General features: G+C 32.0%; 17 protein-coding genes. 15 read left to right on the top strand and 2 right to left on the bottom strand.

Annotated features, from left to right (window positions below; all coding sequences use genetic code 11):
- The first annotated feature begins 12 nt into the window (after positions 1–12).
- The 11 genes from citF to WY13_RS10835 all read left to right on the top strand — a co-directional run bounded on the left by citF (position 13) and on the right by WY13_RS10835 (position 11,578).
- Positions 13–1,554, top strand: a complete 1,542-nt coding sequence (citF, locus tag WY13_RS10785) for a citrate lyase subunit alpha (protein WP_063555662.1) — start codon at positions 13–15, stop codon at positions 1,552–1,554.
- A 142-nt stretch (positions 1,555–1,696) separates the two neighbouring features.
- On the top strand, positions 1,697–3,301 hold the full coding sequence (dcuS, locus tag WY13_RS10790) for a DcuS/MalK family sensor histidine kinase (protein WP_063555663.1): 1,605 nt from the start codon (positions 1,697–1,699) through the stop codon (positions 3,299–3,301).
- Entirely contained in the window at positions 3,298–3,999 is a 702-nt protein-coding gene (locus WY13_RS10795; RefSeq protein ID WP_063555664.1) for a response regulator, read from the top strand. The genes dcuS and WY13_RS10795 overlap by 4 nt, the downstream gene beginning before the upstream one ends.
- A 130-nt stretch (positions 4,000–4,129) precedes the next feature.
- On the top strand, positions 4,130–5,551 hold the full coding sequence (locus WY13_RS10800) for an amino acid permease (protein WP_063555665.1): 1,422 nt from the start codon (positions 4,130–4,132) through the stop codon (positions 5,549–5,551).
- 386 nt (positions 5,552–5,937) lie between these two features.
- A complete protein-coding gene (locus WY13_RS10805) occupies positions 5,938–7,086 on the top strand; it encodes a methyl-accepting chemotaxis protein (RefSeq protein WP_063555666.1) in 1,149 nt (382 codons plus the stop codon).
- Positions 7,087–7,691: 605 nt separating this feature from the next.
- The gene (locus WY13_RS10810; protein ID WP_192845019.1) at positions 7,692–8,204 is read left to right on the top strand and encodes an RNA polymerase sigma factor; all 513 of its coding nucleotides are present in this window, start codon (positions 7,692–7,694) and stop codon (positions 8,202–8,204) included.
- Entirely contained in the window at positions 8,201–8,650 is a 450-nt protein-coding gene (locus tag WY13_RS10815; protein ID WP_156499019.1) for a hypothetical protein, read from the top strand. Before WY13_RS10810 ends, WY13_RS10815 begins: the two co-directional genes overlap by 4 nt.
- Positions 8,631–9,155, top strand: a complete 525-nt coding sequence (locus WY13_RS10820) for a hypothetical protein (protein ID WP_063555668.1) — start codon at positions 8,631–8,633, stop codon at positions 9,153–9,155. Before WY13_RS10815 ends, WY13_RS10820 begins: the two co-directional genes overlap by 20 nt.
- A complete protein-coding gene (locus WY13_RS10825) occupies positions 9,148–9,453 on the top strand; it encodes a LiaI-LiaF-like domain-containing protein (RefSeq protein ID WP_063555669.1) in 306 nt (101 codons plus the stop codon). The genes WY13_RS10820 and WY13_RS10825 overlap by 8 nt, the downstream gene beginning before the upstream one ends.
- Before the next feature lie 121 nt (positions 9,454–9,574).
- Positions 9,575–10,846, top strand: a complete 1,272-nt coding sequence (locus tag WY13_RS10830; RefSeq protein ID WP_063555670.1) for a WS/DGAT domain-containing protein — start codon at positions 9,575–9,577, stop codon at positions 10,844–10,846.
- An 84-nt stretch (positions 10,847–10,930) separates the two neighbouring features.
- Positions 10,931–11,578 (top strand): HAD-IA family hydrolase, encoded by a 648-nt coding sequence (locus WY13_RS10835; RefSeq protein WP_063555671.1) that lies wholly within the window; start codon positions 10,931–10,933, stop codon positions 11,576–11,578.
- A 250-nt stretch (positions 11,579–11,828) separates the two neighbouring features.
- On the opposite strand, the gene WY13_RS10840 is transcribed toward WY13_RS10835, so the two are convergent.
- A complete protein-coding gene (locus tag WY13_RS10840; protein WP_063555672.1) occupies positions 11,829–12,752 on the bottom strand; it encodes a collagen-like protein in 924 nt (307 codons plus the stop codon).
- A gap of 335 nt (positions 12,753–13,087) precedes the next feature.
- Between WY13_RS10840 and WY13_RS20535 the strand changes: the two genes are divergently transcribed.
- Positions 13,088–13,273, top strand: coding sequence for a transposase (locus WY13_RS20535; protein ID WP_082848465.1), 186 nt, complete (start codon positions 13,088–13,090; stop codon positions 13,271–13,273).
- On the opposite strand, the gene WY13_RS10845 is transcribed toward WY13_RS20535, so the two are convergent.
- Complete coding sequence (locus tag WY13_RS10845; RefSeq protein WP_063555673.1) at positions 13,260–14,144, bottom strand: AraC family transcriptional regulator; 885 nt, start codon at positions 14,142–14,144, stop codon at positions 13,260–13,262. The genes WY13_RS20535 and WY13_RS10845 overlap by 14 nt on opposite strands.
- Positions 14,145–14,338: 194 nt before the next feature.
- Between WY13_RS10845 and dapA the strand changes: the two genes are divergently transcribed.
- The 3 genes from dapA to WY13_RS10860 all read left to right on the top strand — a co-directional run bounded on the left by dapA (position 14,339) and on the right by WY13_RS10860 (position 17,150).
- Positions 14,339–15,220, top strand: coding sequence for a 4-hydroxy-tetrahydrodipicolinate synthase (gene dapA / locus WY13_RS10850; protein WP_063555674.1), 882 nt, complete (start codon positions 14,339–14,341; stop codon positions 15,218–15,220).
- A gap of 33 nt (positions 15,221–15,253) precedes the next feature.
- The gene (locus WY13_RS10855; RefSeq protein WP_063555675.1) at positions 15,254–16,522 is read left to right on the top strand and encodes a dicarboxylate/amino acid:cation symporter; all 1,269 of its coding nucleotides are present in this window, start codon (positions 15,254–15,256) and stop codon (positions 16,520–16,522) included.
- A gap of 382 nt (positions 16,523–16,904) precedes the next feature.
- Positions 16,905–17,150, top strand: a complete 246-nt coding sequence (locus tag WY13_RS10860; protein WP_063555676.1) for a hypothetical protein — start codon at positions 16,905–16,907, stop codon at positions 17,148–17,150.
- Positions 17,151–17,183: the final 33 nt, after the last annotated feature.

Here is a 17,183-nt window from a genome sequence, read left to right on the forward strand (position 1 = left end):
ATGAGGGATAACATGAAAAATATACTGGGAAGAGAAATTCCAGATTATATTGAAGGTTACGGAAAAGTAAAGCCTTTCAATGGTGCGTCTGCAAGTTATGGTATAAAGACAAAATCAAAAGTAAAGATTACTTCGGTAAAACCTGGAGATAAAAAATTACTTTCAAGCATAAATGAAGCTTTAGATAAAGTAAAAATAAAAGATGGAATGACTATTTCTTTTCATCATCACTTAAGAAATGGTGATTTTATTTTAAACAATATAGTATATGAAATAGCTAAAAGAGGTATAAAAGATATAAAGATAGCCGCAAGTTCAATATTTCCTATTCATGAACCATTAGTTGAACATATAAAAAATGGAGTTGTAACGGGAATAGTGACAAATTATATATCAGGTCCTGTAGCAGAGGCAGTATCAAGGGGATATTTAAAAACACCTGTTGTTATGATGACACATGGTGGGAGGCCAAGGTCAATAGAGAGTGGAGAGCTTCACATAGATGTAGCTTTTATAGCATCACCTACAGCAGATAGTTATGGTAATATAAATGGTGTTTATGGTAATGCGGCTTGTGGATCACTTGGATATGCTGTACCTGATGTGCAATATGCAGATAAAGTTGTAGCAATTACAGACAATTTGGTTCCTTATCCTGCTTGTCCTATAGAAATAAGTCAGGAATACGTTGATTATGTAGTAAAAGTGGACTCAATAGGCAATCCGGAGGGAATAGTATCAGGAACAACAAAAATTACTAAGGATCCAGTGGGTCTTAAAATTGCACAAATGGCTGCTAGAGTTATGGACGTATCTGGTTATATAAAAAATGACATGTCATTTCAAACTGGTGCGGGTGGTACATCACTGGCAGTAGCAGCGGAGTTGGGAAAAATAATGAAGGAGAGAGGTATAGTTGGAAGTTTTGCGGCAGGTGGTATAACTGGTTATATTGTAGATATGTTAGATGAAGGATTATTTAGAAATTTATTTGATGTACAGTGCTTTGACTTAAAAGCTGTAGAATCATATAGGGACAATCCTAAGCATCAGGGAATGGGAGGATCTATGTATGGCAGTCCATCAAATAAGGGAGCTGTAGTCAACAATCTAGATGTCATGATTCTTGGTGCCACTGAAATAGATACTGATTTTAATGTAAATGTAACCACAGGTTCTAATGGAATAATAATGGGAGGATCTGGAGGACACAGTGATACGGCAGCCGGTGCAAAGCTTGCAATTGTTGTTACAAATCTTATAAAGGGCAGACTCCCTATAATAAAAGATAAGGTAACTACGATAACTACACCAGGAGAAAGTATAGATGTAGTTATTACAGAAAGAGGAATAGCTATAAATCCAAGAAGAAAGGATCTAATTGAAAAACTTGAAAAGAGCAATCTCCCTATAATTACAATAGAAGAACTTAAAGATAAAGCTGAGAAGATGACTGGAAAACCAAAGGCAGTAAAATTTTCCAATGACATAGTTGCAGTAGTTGAATATAGAGATGGAACAGTTATTGATGTGGTTAAAAAAGTATTAGGATAGTTTTAGTATGAAGTTATACAAAATAAGCAGAGTTCTAAACATCAGATGGGGTTTTGATCCTATTTGATGTTTTTCTATGATTAATAAAAAATAGCTCGATATATTTGTTATTTTGTATTAATTTATATAGGGAGGGATTATAATGAAGATAAAGGAAGTTCATTTTAAATTGCATACGAGAATTGCCTTATTAGTATGTGGTGTTGTAGCACTTGTATTAATAGTAACTAATATTTTTATTAGCAAAAAAATAACGGATATGACTAGAGAACATCTTGAGGAAAAAGCTTTTGATATTGCACATATTGTTTCTCAATCACCTACAATAATTGACGGACTTAATAATCCACAGCATGAGAGTAAGATTCAATACTTGGCTAATAAGATGAAAGACTCAACAAGTGTTCAATTTATTGTTGTTACGGATATGAAAGGAATTAGAAAATCCCATCCTGATAAAATAGAGTTAGGTAAAAAAGCTATAGGTGGAGATTTTGGAAAAGCATTCCAAGGGAATGAATACGTTTCCGAAGCCCAAGGAACTTTGGGAAAATCTCTTAGAATTTTTGTTCCTATTAGGGACAATAATAGCCATCAAATTGGGGTGGTTGTGGTTGGAATTGCAATGGATAAAGTACAGCAGTCAGTTATACAAAGTAGACATACAATATATTTTGGCATAGTTTTTGGGTTCTTGACAGGTGTAGTTGGAGCTGTTTTACTTGCTAATAATATAAAGAAAACTATGTTTGGAATGGAGCCATCTGATATAGCTAAATTGTTGAGGGAAAGGAGTGCCATGCTTAAGTCTGTAAGAGAAGGAATACTTGCTGTAGACAAGCATGGAATAATAACACTTGTCAATGATGAGGCTGCAAGGATATTTGATAAAGCTGATATACGTAAGGTTGTGGGTAAAAAAGTTGATGATTGTGTTGATAATACTAGACTTATTCAAGTATTAAAATCGGGGCAATCAGAACTTGATAGGGAACAAGAACTTAAAGGTATAACTTTGATTACAAATCGTATTCCCATTGTTGTAAATAATAAAATTGATGGTGCTATTGCCACCTTTCGTGATAAGACAGAGGTGAAGATACTGGCAGAACAACTTACAGGGGTAAAGTCATATGCTAGTTCACTTAGGGCACAAACCCATGAATTTATGAATAAACTCCATGTAATACTAGGTATGCTGAGCATGAAATCTTATGATGAATTATCCGAATATATACAAACTATTGCTAATAAATATCAAAAAGAAATTGGTTTTGTTATAAGGCATTTTAAAGATCCTGTACTATCAGGATTTATACTTGGGAAAATGAGTTACGCAAGAGAAAAAAATGTTAGCTTAGTATTGTCAGAAGATTCATATGTTCCAGAGCCTTCTAATAAAGGAATTACTCATGAGTTGATAACAGTTGTAGGTAATTTGATAGATAATGCAATAGATGCAGTTTCTATAAGTGAAGATAAGATAATTTATGTAAGCTTGGTTCCGGATGATGATCGCTTGCATATTACTGTTTCAGATACTGGAAATGGGTTTGATGATAAAAATAAAAATGAAATATTTAAAAAAGGTTTTTCGACAAAAAAAGGTAGTAGAGGTTTTGGACTTTACTTAGTTAAGAGAAGTATAGAAAAGTTAGCTGGGCGTATAGATGTATACTCTAAAATAAATGAAGGTACTACTTTTGATGTTGAACTAAACTATGAAAGAAAAGGTGATATAATTTGATAAAAGTCCTAATTGTCGAAGATGATCCCATGGTGTGTGAATTAAATAAAAGATACCTAAGCCAGGTAAATGAATTTAAATTAGTAGATACTGCTTCTTCATTTGAAGAGGCAGTTAAAGTACTGAAAAAAAATCAAATTGATTTAATACTACTTGATATTTTTATGCCAGGGAAAAATGGACTTGATTTATTTAAATATATTAGAAAATTAAATGGGGAAGTTGATGTTATAATTGTTTCAGCAGCTTGCGATATAAATGTGATAAAAAAGTCACTTCACTTAGGTGTGGTTGATTATTTAATTAAACCATTTCAATTTGAAAGATTTAATTCTGCACTTTCAAGTTATAGGGATGCTCAAAATTTCATAAAGGGGAGTAATGTTATAAATCAAAAAGACTTAGACAATTATATTTTTAATAAAGATCAACAAACGATAAATAACCTTCCAAAAGGATTAGATAAAAATACATTACAAAATGTTTGGACAAGCATTTTGAAGATAGGTATAGATGATTTTTCAACAGTAGAATTGGCTGAAATGATGGGAATGTCAAGAGTTTCTATGAGAAAATACTTGGAGTTTTTGCATAGAATAGGAGTATTAACTATGAATATAGAATATGGTTTGGTTGGAAGACCTGAATATAAATATAAATGTATTAATTTTAGTGGAAATTTTTTGAGACACTATTAACTGAAAGTATTTTTCTGGTACGAGGATTATTGATAATATTTATGTCAGAGTTTAAATATTTGTATTGAATGTTTTTTGAAATTTAACAAATACTATCCTTAAGATTATATAGGCTTGAGGTGGTATATTAATGAAAAGTAATCATAAAGGACTTTCAGCAGGTCAGCTTACAATGATGGCTTTAGGAACTGTAATAGGTGGTTCATTTTTCCTAGGTTCTGCTGTGGCTATTCATGCAGCAGGGCCTTCTATTATTATTGCTTATGTACTAGGAGGAATTTTAGTATATTTTATTCTTTCTGCACTTTCTGAGATGACTGTATCTGACCCAGCTCCAGGATCTTTTGCTACCTATGCAGGTAAAGCTTTTGGACGTGGAACTGAATTTGTGGTGGGATGGGTTTATTGGACAGGAATGGTTCTAGCTATGTCCAGTGAAGCAGTAGCAATATCAATTTTAATTCGCAGGTGGTTTCCTAAAGTATCCATATCTTTAATTGGAATTAGTATTATTATTTGTATTACACTGCTCAATTTATTAGGTGCAAGTAAATTAAGTAAGCTTGAGAGTGCTCTTGCTTCTTTTAAGATAGCTGCCATACTATGCTTTGTTATTATTGGCATACTCCTAATTACAGGGTTAATAGGTGGAATCTCACAAGTTAAATTAGGTCAATTAGGTAGAGAACCTTTTTTTGCTGGGGGAATAAAAAGCATTGCAGGAAGTATGCTTACAGTTATGTTTGCTTATGCTGGTTTTGAGATAATTGGTTTAGCTGCTTCAGAGACTAAATATCCTGAAAAAGTAATTCCAAAAGCCATTAGATATACTGTGTTAAGCCTTGTTGGCCTTTATATAGTTTCTGCAGCTGTAATTATATTTTTAATTCCTACAGCTGGCATTAGTGAAAATGTGAGTCCTATGGTAGCGGCCCTTAATAATTGGGGAATGGGTTGGGCAGGTAATGTTATGAATATAATAATGATTACGGCTATACTTTCTACAATGTTAGCAGCCATGTTTGGACTTGGAAGGATGATTCGCTCTCTTGCAGATGGAGGTCATGCACCTGAATTATTAAGAGATAGGAGAGATGTTCCTTATAAAGGAATGATGTTTTCGGGATTTTCTATGCTTTTAGGGCTTATAATTGGACTTTTATTTCCAAAGGTTTATTTGTTTTTAGTAAGTTCAGGAGGTTTTGCGATACTTTTTACCTATGCAATTATTGTAGCTTCCCATATTCGTTATCGCAAGAAAAACTTACAAGAGTTAAAGAAAAAAGGATATCCCTATGGTTCATTGATTACTTTAATAAGTCTTGTTGTTATTATTGCAAGTATGCCTTTTATTTCAGGGCAAACACCAGGTCTTATAACTGGAATTATAATTATAGCTGTATACTTATTTATATATTTAAGTGTAGAAGTCTATAAAAGAACTAGAGAAAATATTAGTGTAGATAATAGGTTAAGTGTAAAAAAGCAAATAATTGATCTACTTACAGAGTTTTCTGAGGAAATTACTGATCATGGGAAAGATAAAAAATGATTTCAAATTGAAATCCTGTAGTAGGGGAATCCCTCGTTGAGTAAAATATTCTATTTTTTATTATCTTGATTCCTCATGAATATTTTTAAATTAAAAATAGGACATAATAAATATTTTGTTTAATTTATTATAACATAATATAGTGTTAAATCCAATTTTTATTAAAATAAATACATAAAAATACCATAAATGATAACATTTATTTACTTATAGTGTAATTTTATGTAAATTTATAAATAAAATTTGTTATTAATAATAAAAAAATTTATTTAATTTCACAATAATATGACAAAATATTTATTATGTACTAATAATATAGTTTATTTCTCATAATACTAAGTTTTAATTAAAGTGTTTAATATAGAGTAGAAAGGAATAGTGAGGATATGATCAAGGTAAATCAAATAGACAGTGTGAAAGAATTTGCTAAAGTTCAAGCAAATTTAGTATCTGGTGGAGTTGTATACGGAATTATAGAAGGTGATACCATGAAATGGGTACAGTCTTCAGATTCATTTAGTATGGATGTATTTCACGTTGGTAAAAAATTTGATAGTAATAGTACATCTCTTACTGCAATTCATGAAAAAAGAGTATTGTCTAAGAAAGTTCCTCGTTCTGTTTATGGAACGAGACTTTTGATAACTTCAATTCCTATAGTGGATGAACAGGATAAGGCTGTTGGTGCTTTTTCTATGGCTTTTCCAAGATTACATCCTGTAGCAAAAGCTTTTGAAAATTTTGCACCGATGTTAGCTGAAATGTTTTCAGAAGGTGTTTTTTTGTGTTTAACTGATCTTCAGAAGTTTATATGTGTACAATCTTCAAAACAATTTGATATTAATTCTATAAAAGTTGGAGATGAGTTTGGATCAGATTTTATCAGTAAAGAAGTGATAGGTACAGGAAAAGCCAAAGTTGAAAAAATAAATGCTTCAAAGTATGGAACTCCTGTTAAAATGCTAGGATATCCACTAATTGATGAAGATTCAAATGAAGTTGTTGGTAGTTTTGTTATAGCTATGCCAAAGGAGACTGAAGCAGAACTGCGTAATATGTCGGGTAATCTTACAGAAAGTATAACAGGAATATCTTCTGCTATTGAAGAATTGGCAGCATCAGCATCACAAATACATACCAATGAACAGGAACTTAATAATGATATAAGTCAGATAACAGAATTATCAGAAGAAATAAATAAGATATCTTCTTTTATAGAGGATATTGCAAATGAAACAAAGATGTTGGGGCTAAATGCTGCTATTGAAGCTGCCAGAGCAGGACAAGCTGGTAGTGGTTTTGGTGTAGTGGCAAATCAGATAAGAAAACTTTCTGAACAAGCTAAGAGTACGGTGCCTAAGATTAAAAAATTAACAGATAATATTGAAGAAAAAGTAGATGGATCTAGCAAGAAAAGCAAGGGATCTCTAGCTTCAAGTCAGGAACAGGCTGCTGCAACTGAAGAAATTACAGCAAGTATAGAAGAGATAACTACTATGTCAGAAAAATTGAGTGAGATTGCACTTAAACTTTAATCATATAGAGTCTCTAAACGAAAAATCAACTTATACTCTGGATATTTTTTACAACTTTCAGCTCCTTAAATATTTTGATAAGGCTAAGGAAAAAATTTAAAAAAATACTGAGAACTTTTGAAAACTCGTACCTCAAACAATTCAAAAGTTCTAGATTTTTTAAGAATTTTTTCCTAAGACTTATATACAAAATATTTAAAAGAGCTTCATTGTTGTAAAAATATACCTGCGTATAAGTTGATTTTTAAGTTAGAGATTTATTCGATAATTATCCTCGTATGGTTGGTTATTCTAAGTAAAATTTGAATTTACAAATAGAGATATGCTGACAAAATGGAAAGCACATTTTAAAAAATTTTTAAATTTAATGAAGTGTTTTTTGTTTTTGAATCGTTATATTAAGTGTAAGGATAAACAGAGTTCTTGGTTTCAGGTGGAGGTTTTTTTCCATCTGAAACTTAGAAATCGTTATCCAGGGGCGTAGCAGCCGTTATCCCCCCACTTTATAAGAAAAGCAGATATCCCAAATCTTTGATTTGGTGATAGTCGCTTTCACAGAGTGAGATGGAGGTATTACGGCTGGTAGCCATCGGATAAAAAGGGCGGTGATGATTATTCAAAGAGATGAGTTTGCAAACTATATAAAACAATATGAGCGTTTAATCATTACTATATGTTTATCTTTTACAAAAAATTATTTTGATGCAGAGGATTTGGCACAACAAACTTTTCTGGTTGCTTATAAAGATTATGAGAAATTTCAAGGAGAAAATTTTAAAGCCTGGCTCACTAAAATTGCTGTAAACAAGTGTAAAGACTATATGAAAAGTCCTGCACGAAAAATAAATAGTTTAACTGATGAAGAATATGAATGTCTGGAAGACAAGAAAAGCTGTATTGAAGATACTGTGATAGAAAATGATACTTTGCAGAAAATACATGATTTGTGTAATAAATTAAAGGAGCCTTACAGGACTGTAGCCATAAATTATTTTTGTAAAGATATTAAACTTTCCCATATGGCTGAATCTACGGGTCAAAAACTAAAAACTCTGCAGACACATTTGTATAGATCAAAAAAATTATTGAAAGTTTTATGGAAGGAGGAGTTTATGTGAGTGAAGTTCTGTTTGATGAAAATGGACATTTAACTGAAAAATCCATAAAGTGCCTTAAGGATGGTTCCTTAAAAAGTGAGGATACCATTATGATTTTAGATCATGTTTCTGAATGTGAAAGGTGTAGTGCCTATCTTGCTGATGGTTTTGATGATACTGAACTTGTAAAAGCTCCTTTTGGATTTTGTGATGAGGTAGAGAATAAAATAAAAAGCAGAAAAAGCAATGAATTTATTTTTTACTCGGTTAGAGTTTCAATTGCAGCCTGTATGGCACTTATGATTGTTTTCTCAAATACATTAAATTTTATAGTAAATACAAAAAAAGTAGTAGGTATTGCACCGCCAAATTTAAGTATTGTAAACTCAATAAATACAAATATAAGTAATTTTTCTCAGAAGATAATTAACATGGAGGGTTTTAATAATGAGAATGAAAAAAGGTAAGATTTCAACATTTATTTTTTCACTTTTACCTGGCGCAGGACATATGTATATGGGATTTATGAAAATGGGAATATCTTTTATGTCAGCTTTCTTTTTTGTCATATTTATAGCTGGCTGGCTTGATATAGGTCCTCTCTTATTTGTTTTACCTCTTATTTGGTTTTATTCCTTTTTTGATTGTATAAACAAACGGTATTCTTCAGATGAAGAATTTTTAAATTTAGAAGATAATTATTTGTTTTCACTTGATAAGCTATTGAAAGTTGATCAAAAAGTATTTACAAAGCAGAGATTATTTGTAGGTATAGTATGTTTATTCCTTGGATTATATTTAATATGGAATAATGTAATGAATACTTTATGGGGGCATATTCCAAATGAGGTGTATGAGATGCTATCTGATGTAACGAGAACTGCACCTAGAATAATTATAGGTATTGCAATAATTGTTGCAGGTATAAAACTGATCAAAGGTAAAAAAAGGGAGATGGATAAAGATGTTTAAGGGTCGTAGAGTTGGCACCCTTACGGCAGGGATAGTGCTGGTTATGTTTGGAACAATGTTTTTGCTAAATATGATGCTTCCAAATATAAATTATTATCTAATAGTGTCATTGTGGCCTATTATTCTAGTACTTTTAGGCATCGAAATTATTGCAGGATATATAGTAAACAATGAGGAAAAGATGAAATATGATGCAGGTGCCATTATTTTAGTAATATTGTTATCCATTTTTTCAATGGGTATGGCAGGTGCCCAGTTTATAATTCTTCATTTTCCCCAATGTAAAATCATTTTTTAAATAGGGAAGATCCTATTAAATTAATTTTAAATAGTAATTGACAGAAGCAGGTTTGATGTTTAGCATTAAACCTGAAATTTTTGTGTATATTTTAATAGAAATATAGATTGGAGTGAGATATATGTTAATGACTGATGTTAAAAGGTATAAAGCTGAAACTTTTGATATAATGCAATTTATGTTTGAAAAGTTCAATGATCATCAACTTCATTGTGTAATTGAATTGGATAGCCATATTGATGAAAATTGTTTAAAAAAAGCAGTGTATATGTCAACTTGGGAATTTCCGTTAATAATATGTAAGTTTGTAGAAAAGAAATCCTCACCTTATTGGCAAAGTTGTAAATTTACAACAGATGATATTGTAAGAATAATTGAAACTGAAAAGGTTCATGAGGAGATAGAAAAATGTATTGTACTAAAAACAGATACATTTAAAGGACCACAGCTTAAAATAAATATTATAAGAAGTAGTACTTGTGATTGTCTTTGTATAATAATTAACCATATGCTTTGTGATGCTGCAGGCTTTAAGGATTATCTTTATATGTTAAGCTCTATATATTCCAATCTAAAAGATAATCCGGGCTATACTCCTAATTTTCAGATGAGTTCTAGAAGTGCAAAACAGGTACTGGACAACTTTAGTGATTTGGATAAGGTTAAAATATTTTTTTCTTCATCACAGGTATCCAAATACAATGAGGGTGTCTATTTCCCTTTGGAAGGAGATAATAATAGTCCTTTTGTTGTTGTTCATAAGATTACCAAGGATAGAGTTAAATTTATAAAAGAATATGCTAAGGAAAGTAAAACAACTATAAATGATATTGTTCTTGCATCATATATAAGGGCTCTTAGCAAGGAATTACATTGCAGTCATATAGTGCTTCCTTGTCCTGTGGATCTTAGAAGGTATATTCCAGAAAAGAAGGCACAGGGAACATGTAACTTAACATCAAATATGGTATGTGATATAGGAAAAGATATAGGTGAAAGTTATAAAGAAACTCTTTTAAGGGTAAAAAAGACCATGGAACATGAAAAGAAAAGTTTTTCATGTCTTAATGGTCCAATGATGCTTGAAATTATATTTTCTCTATTACCTTATAAATTTGCAAAATCACTTGTAGCCAAGTTATTCCATAACCCTCCTATAGCTATGACTAATATTGGAATTATAGATAAAAAGAAGCTCTCGTTTTATGGAACTGTAATTAAAGATGCTTATATGAATGGATCTATTAAATATAATCCTTATTTTCAAGTTGCACTTACTACCTTTGATGATGAATTTACCTTTAGTGTGAATTTTTATGGTACACAGAAAGATAGACAGAAGATCCAGAGTTTTTTGCAAACCCTTGATGATGAACTCCCCAAACTGATATAATCTAAATCAATAGAGAATATACATTCACTATTAATTCGTCATTATTAATTTTTAACTATATTAAGGTGTTTGGGGGAATATAAAATGAAATATAAATATATATTATTTGATTTGGATGGAACAATTACAGAATCTAAGGCAGGAATAACTAAATCAGTACAGTATGCATTGAAGAAATTTGGTATTATAGTGGAAAGTCTTGATTTGCTTGAAAAATTTATAGGACCACCATTAAAATATTCATTTAGTGAGTATTATGGTTTTGATGAAAATAAGTCTCTTGAAGCAGTGAAGTATTACAGAGAATATTTTGAGAAAAAAGGAATAATGGAAAACAAAGTGTATGACCATATTGAAGATTTACTAAAACAATTGAAAGAGCTCAAATTAAAATTAATTATAGCGACATCAAAGCCTACTAAATTTTCAGATATAATATTAAATAACTTTAATCTAGCCTCCTATTTTGATGCCATTGTTGGCAGCAATATGAATGGGACAAGATGTACAAAAGGAGAAGTAATAAAGCATGTAGTAGAAAAGTATAGGATTAATCCTAATGAAGCTGTAATGGTAGGAGACAGGAAATATGACATGATAGGGGCTAGACAAAACAATATGGATTCTATAGGAGTAACCTATGGATATGGGTCTCTAGAAGAATTAAAAAATGAAAAACCGACCTATATTGCAGATAGTGTAATGGATATATTGGATAAAATTACACAGTAATAAAGAAAGGTTCTAAGCAAAAATATATCTACGTAATTGTAAAGAAACACTAAAAAAGTGTTTACCAAAATGTGATATAAGATATTAATATCATTTAGACATTAAATAATCCTAGAAAACAATATAGCCTGTTTGTCCTTGAGACTTAAGCTCTCTTTAAATTACATGTAACTAGGCTTCTATCTCTAGGACAACAGGATCTTCTTTAGGTACTACTGACTTATGACATCTGGATTTTTCATTAGATTGTCTACTCTATTTCATCCTGGAGCTGCTTTATCTTTTTTAGGTCCAGAATAGCCAGAATTTCCTTTAGCTTCTTTATCTCTATTTCATCTAATCCAGGGCAGCATGGATCTCCTTTTGGACCTCTAGGGCCAGGACAGCCGCGGTCTCCTTTTGGACCTCTAGGGCCGGGACAGCCAGGATCTCCATCATGTCCTCTAGGACCAGGACAACCAGGGTCTCCTTTTGGACCTCTATCTCCAGGGCAGCCAGGCTCACCTTTATCACCTTTAGGACCAGGGCAGCCAGGATTTCCTTTGTCGCCTTTAGGACCAGGGCAACCGGGATCACCTTTATCGCCTTTAGGACCAGAACAACCAGGATCGCCCTTATCACCTTTAGATCCAGGATCGCCAGGATCACCTTTATCACCTTTAGATCCAGGACGACCAGGATCTCCCTTATCGCCTTTAGATCCAGGATCGCCAGGATCGCCCTTATCGCCTTTAGATCCAGGACGACCAGGATCGCCTTTATCACCTTTAGGACCAGGACAACCGGGATCGCCTTTATCACCTTTAGATCCAGAGCAACCGGGATCGCCTTTATCGCCTTTAGGACCAGGACATCCAGGCTCGCCTTTATGTCCTTTAGGACCAGGACAACCGGGATCACCTTTATCGCCTTTAGATCCAGTGCAACCGGGATCACCTCTATCACCTTTAGGACCAGGATCGCCAGGGTCTCCTTTTGGACCTTTCTTACCGCAAACTGTTATACACTTATGATAACAATCATCTTTCGATTCATCATGATATTCAGAACCATCCATATTGTGCTTACTTGTCTCATCAAGTTCCATTTCCTGTGTCTCAATATTTTCACTTTCATTTTTATCAACAAATTCATGGCTACTTTTTGAGTGGCCCGATTTTCTATGCTTTGCCATATATTTATTTCCTCCTTTTTATAATGATTTAGATAACATATCTAAAGTTGTGTCAAATTAAAAACCAATAGAAATAAGGCTTACTTAACTTAAGGACTTCATCCTTAATACATAGTATGTTGATTTATTAATATTGAAACCTACTCATGGCTTAAAATTATCATTAATTAATGTCTGTATAAAGGGAGGAGTCCCTCGGCTTTCAGCCGAAATCATTAGGTCAATCAGGGACATAGATTTATAAGGACTAGTAATGAAAAAATAATGCTAGGGATGAAAGTGTAAAATTATAAGCAGTCAACTTACCCTATTTTGGATTTGAAATATCATTTAGTATGCATGATAAAATAGGGGAAAGAACACGGAATTTGATAAGACAGATATGTAAAAATAGTGAGATAGAAATGATAGTAGACTATATATCAAATGATCGTGTATGCTTACTTGTATTAGTTCTGCCACATATGCCAGTAAGTAAAACTATACAATATATAAAAGAATGTGTTATTAAAAGTTTTTAATGTGGTGGGATTTATCAGCATATTCCGTATAATACTTTTTAGGAGAAAGTCCAAACATCTTTTTAAAGGCTCGTACAAAGTTGGAGTAATCTCCAAAGCCAGATTTTATACACGCATCTGATGCATTTTCACCATTCGTTATCAACAAATTAGCCATAATCAATCTTTTTTGAAGTATATAATTATGGAGTGTATACCCTGTTTGTTCTTTAAATTTATGCATTAAATAGTATTTACTTACATAAAATTTAGAAGATAGAGCATCTACAGAAAGACTCTTGTTTAAATTCTTATTTATATAATCTAGAATATTATCCATGCTCTTGTCATATTTTATGTCATTGGACTCTGGAATATTTTTTTGTTTTAAAAACAATCTATTTATATAGACTATAAACTGTAAAAAATAGGAAATTCTCAGTACGCTGTAACCTAATTCTTTGTTCTTAAAGGTATCTTCAATTTGAAAAAGTATTTTTTTTACATCTGCAAGCCATGTACCTTCAAGTCTCAATAAATTAAATCTTTGTTTCGATGCCAGTTCAAAGCAGCTTAATAAATTACAGTTATGATTATATCTTACTAGGAAATCCGAATTTAGCCACATAATTATACGTTCATAAGTTTCGTTTGAGTCTATTACAGCTTTGTGTATATCATTGCTGTTTACAAGAAGTATATCCCAGGGCTTCAATTTGTAGGATTTACCCTCTATTAGATAGGTTACATTGCCTGATATAAATATCACTATTTTATTAAAATTATGATAGTGGAATTGGAACTTAATATCTTTTTTATCTTTTAAGTGGAATATTTGAAAGTCACTTTTCAAATAACCCCTCTTTATTTTTTGAGTTGTATTTTCAATCATTTAACCATCCCTCAATTATACTATACTCATATCCTAAAGCATTTTTCGCAATATTTCAAGCACTTTTAGCAATAAAACAAGTAAAAAATCAGTATATAATAAGTATAAGGCATTTGAAAGAAAATAAACTAGCATACTGACTAGTTATCTCTTTGAAAATGCCTAAAGATTAAATGAAAAAATGAGGTGTTTTTATGAGTTTATTTACTGGTTCTGCGGTTGCAATTGTAACCCCATTTAAAGATGGTGCTGTAAACTTTGATAAATTAAAGGAACTTTTAGAATGGCATATAAAATCAGGTACAAAAGCTATAGTTATTTGTGGAACTTCAGGTGAAGCCACTACAATGACGGAAAAAGAGAAGAAAGATACTATAAAGGTTACTGTAGATACGGTAAATGGAAGAATACCTGTAATAGCTGGTACAGGTAGTAATTGTACTGCTCAGGCTGTAGATATGAGCGTATGGGCTGAAAGCATAGGGGTAGATGGGCTCCTCGTAATTACTCCTTATTACAATAAAACTACACAAAAAGGAATTGTAGAACATTTTAAAGTAATAAACGATAGAGTAAAAACTCCTATAATAGTTTATAATGTTCCAGGAAGAACGGGGTTAAATATACTTCCAAAAACTCTGAAAAAATTATGTCAATTTGAAAATATAAGTGGTATAAAAGAAGCCAGCGGCAATATAAGTCAAATTGCTGAAATGAAAGCACTTTGTGGTGACAAAATTGACATATATTCTGGAAATGATGACCAGGTAATTCCGATATTGTCTTTAGGGGGACGCGGGGTAATATCTGTAATGGCCAATATAGTACCCTGTGATATGGAAAAAATGTGTGAATTATTCTTTAAAGGTGATATAAAGGCTGCACTTAAATTACAGTTGAATTTATATTCGCTTATAAAGGCGATGTTTATAGAGACGAATCCTATTCCAGTAAAAACTGCTATGAATATTTTAGGCAAAAATGTTGGAAACTTGAGACTTCCTCTTACTACTATGACGGATGAAAACTTAAAAATATTAAAAAATGAATTAAAAAATTATGGACTTTTAAGATAGAAATTGACAGTTTGTAGAAAGGGGTGATAGAAAGTGAAAAGCTTTTTTAAAAACTACAAATTTTCCATTATATTATTAGGATCAATAATTTTAGGGGCAATTATAGGCGTATTGTTAGGATCTAAGGCATTAGTATTAAAGCCTTTTGGAGATTTATTTTTAAATTTAATGTTTATGGTAATAATACCTTTGGTATTTTTTAGTGTTACTTCTGCTATAGCAAACATGAAAGGTATGAAAAGATTAGGTAAAATTATGGCAAGTACTTTTGTAGTATTTCTATGTACTGCGCTTGCAGCTTCTGTAATTGGTTTTATAGGTGCTTTAATAGTAAATCCTGCAAGAGGCATAGATTATTCAGCTCTTAAAAAGATTGTAACAGCTGGAGGAGGTGCTGCTGATAAAGTGAAGCAAGTAGGATTTTTACAGCAGATTGTAAATACTCTTACTGTTTCAGATTTTGTTTCTCTGTTTTCTAAAAGTAATATGCTGCAGCTCATTGTATTTTCAGTGCTTTTTGGTATTTCGACTTCAGCTCTTGGGGAAAAGGCTGAACCTGTTGCAAAATTTTTAGAGGCGGCATCTAATGTAATGATGAAAATGGTTAAAATAATAATGTACTATGCGCCAATAGGGCTTGGATGTTATTTCGCTGCAGTAATAGGATCTCTTGGACCACAAATACTTCAGGGATATTTAAGGGTATTTCTTCTATATATAGTTATATCAGTTATTTACTATTTTGGGTTCTTTACTTTCTATGCATTTTTAGCTGGTGGCAAGATTGGAATTAAAACATTCTGGAGAAATGCTGTAGCTCCAACAATAACAGCACTGGCAACTTGCTCAAGTGCAGCAAGTATTCCTGTTAATTTAGAATGTACAAAAAAAATGGGGGTACCAGAGGATATAGTTGAAACGGTAATCCCATTAGGGGCAAATGTTCATAAAGATGGTTCTGTAATTGGTGGTGTTATGAAAATTACCTTCTTGTTTGGGCTATTTGGAAGAAATATGACCAGTGCTTCAGCCATACTTTCCATAATTTTTGTATCCTTTTTAGTTGGAGCTGTAATGGCAGCTATACCTAGTGGAGGTATGATTGGTGAGATGCTTATATTAAGCGTGTACGGACTTCCAACGGAGCTGCTTCCTATAATTGCCGTTATAAGTGTAATAATAGATGCACCGGCTACTGTGCTTAACTCTACAGGAAATACAGTAGCTAGTATGGTAATATCCAGGCTTGTAGAGGGAAAGTTAACATTTGAAAAAAAGTATGGCATAATGGAAGATAAGTAAGATGGTATAACTTATCTTTTGCACATAAGAAATTTTGACTTAATATAAAAATATTGCATCACAATATTTTTGAGAGGACAGAGGACAATTGACAGAGGACAGTGAAGGAGGATTTTTCTCCGCTGCACTACGAAAAATCTTTAATTAAATTTTTAATGACTCATTTCGCTAAAGTGAAATATTGCTGACTTATATAAATTTGAAGCTTGTTTTGCATTAGCAAAACAAGCCTAAAAAAATAAATAAGTTTTCTGACATAAGGAAGAAAACTTACCTTCACTGTCCTATGTCCTATGTCAATTGTCCTCTAAAAAATGTTTCGCAAAGTTTTTAAACTATGAAAGTTGACTTAATTATAGAGATAATAAGGGGGAGGCATTTTATGAAGTATAAAATTGGACACGAAATTCAATTTACTCAGAGCTTTTGGCTGCCAGTAGAAGGTGGTAAAAAGCTGAAGGTATTAAAAGGAGATAAAGCTGTAGTAGTTAAAAAAATAGATGATAATTCAGGAGAAATACTGTATATGACAGGGGAGGCTTCTGGAAAAAGTCAGATTATAAATATTCAAGTGGATGATCAAATAGATGGGGATTATATAGCAAAACAGATAATGGAAGGGCTTTAATTGTGAGAAATAAAAAACTACTTCAAAATAGAA

The organism is Clostridium ljungdahlii, assembly GCF_001636845.1.
Lineage (GTDB): Bacteria > Bacillota > Clostridia > Clostridiales > Clostridiaceae > Clostridium_B > Clostridium_B ljungdahlii_A.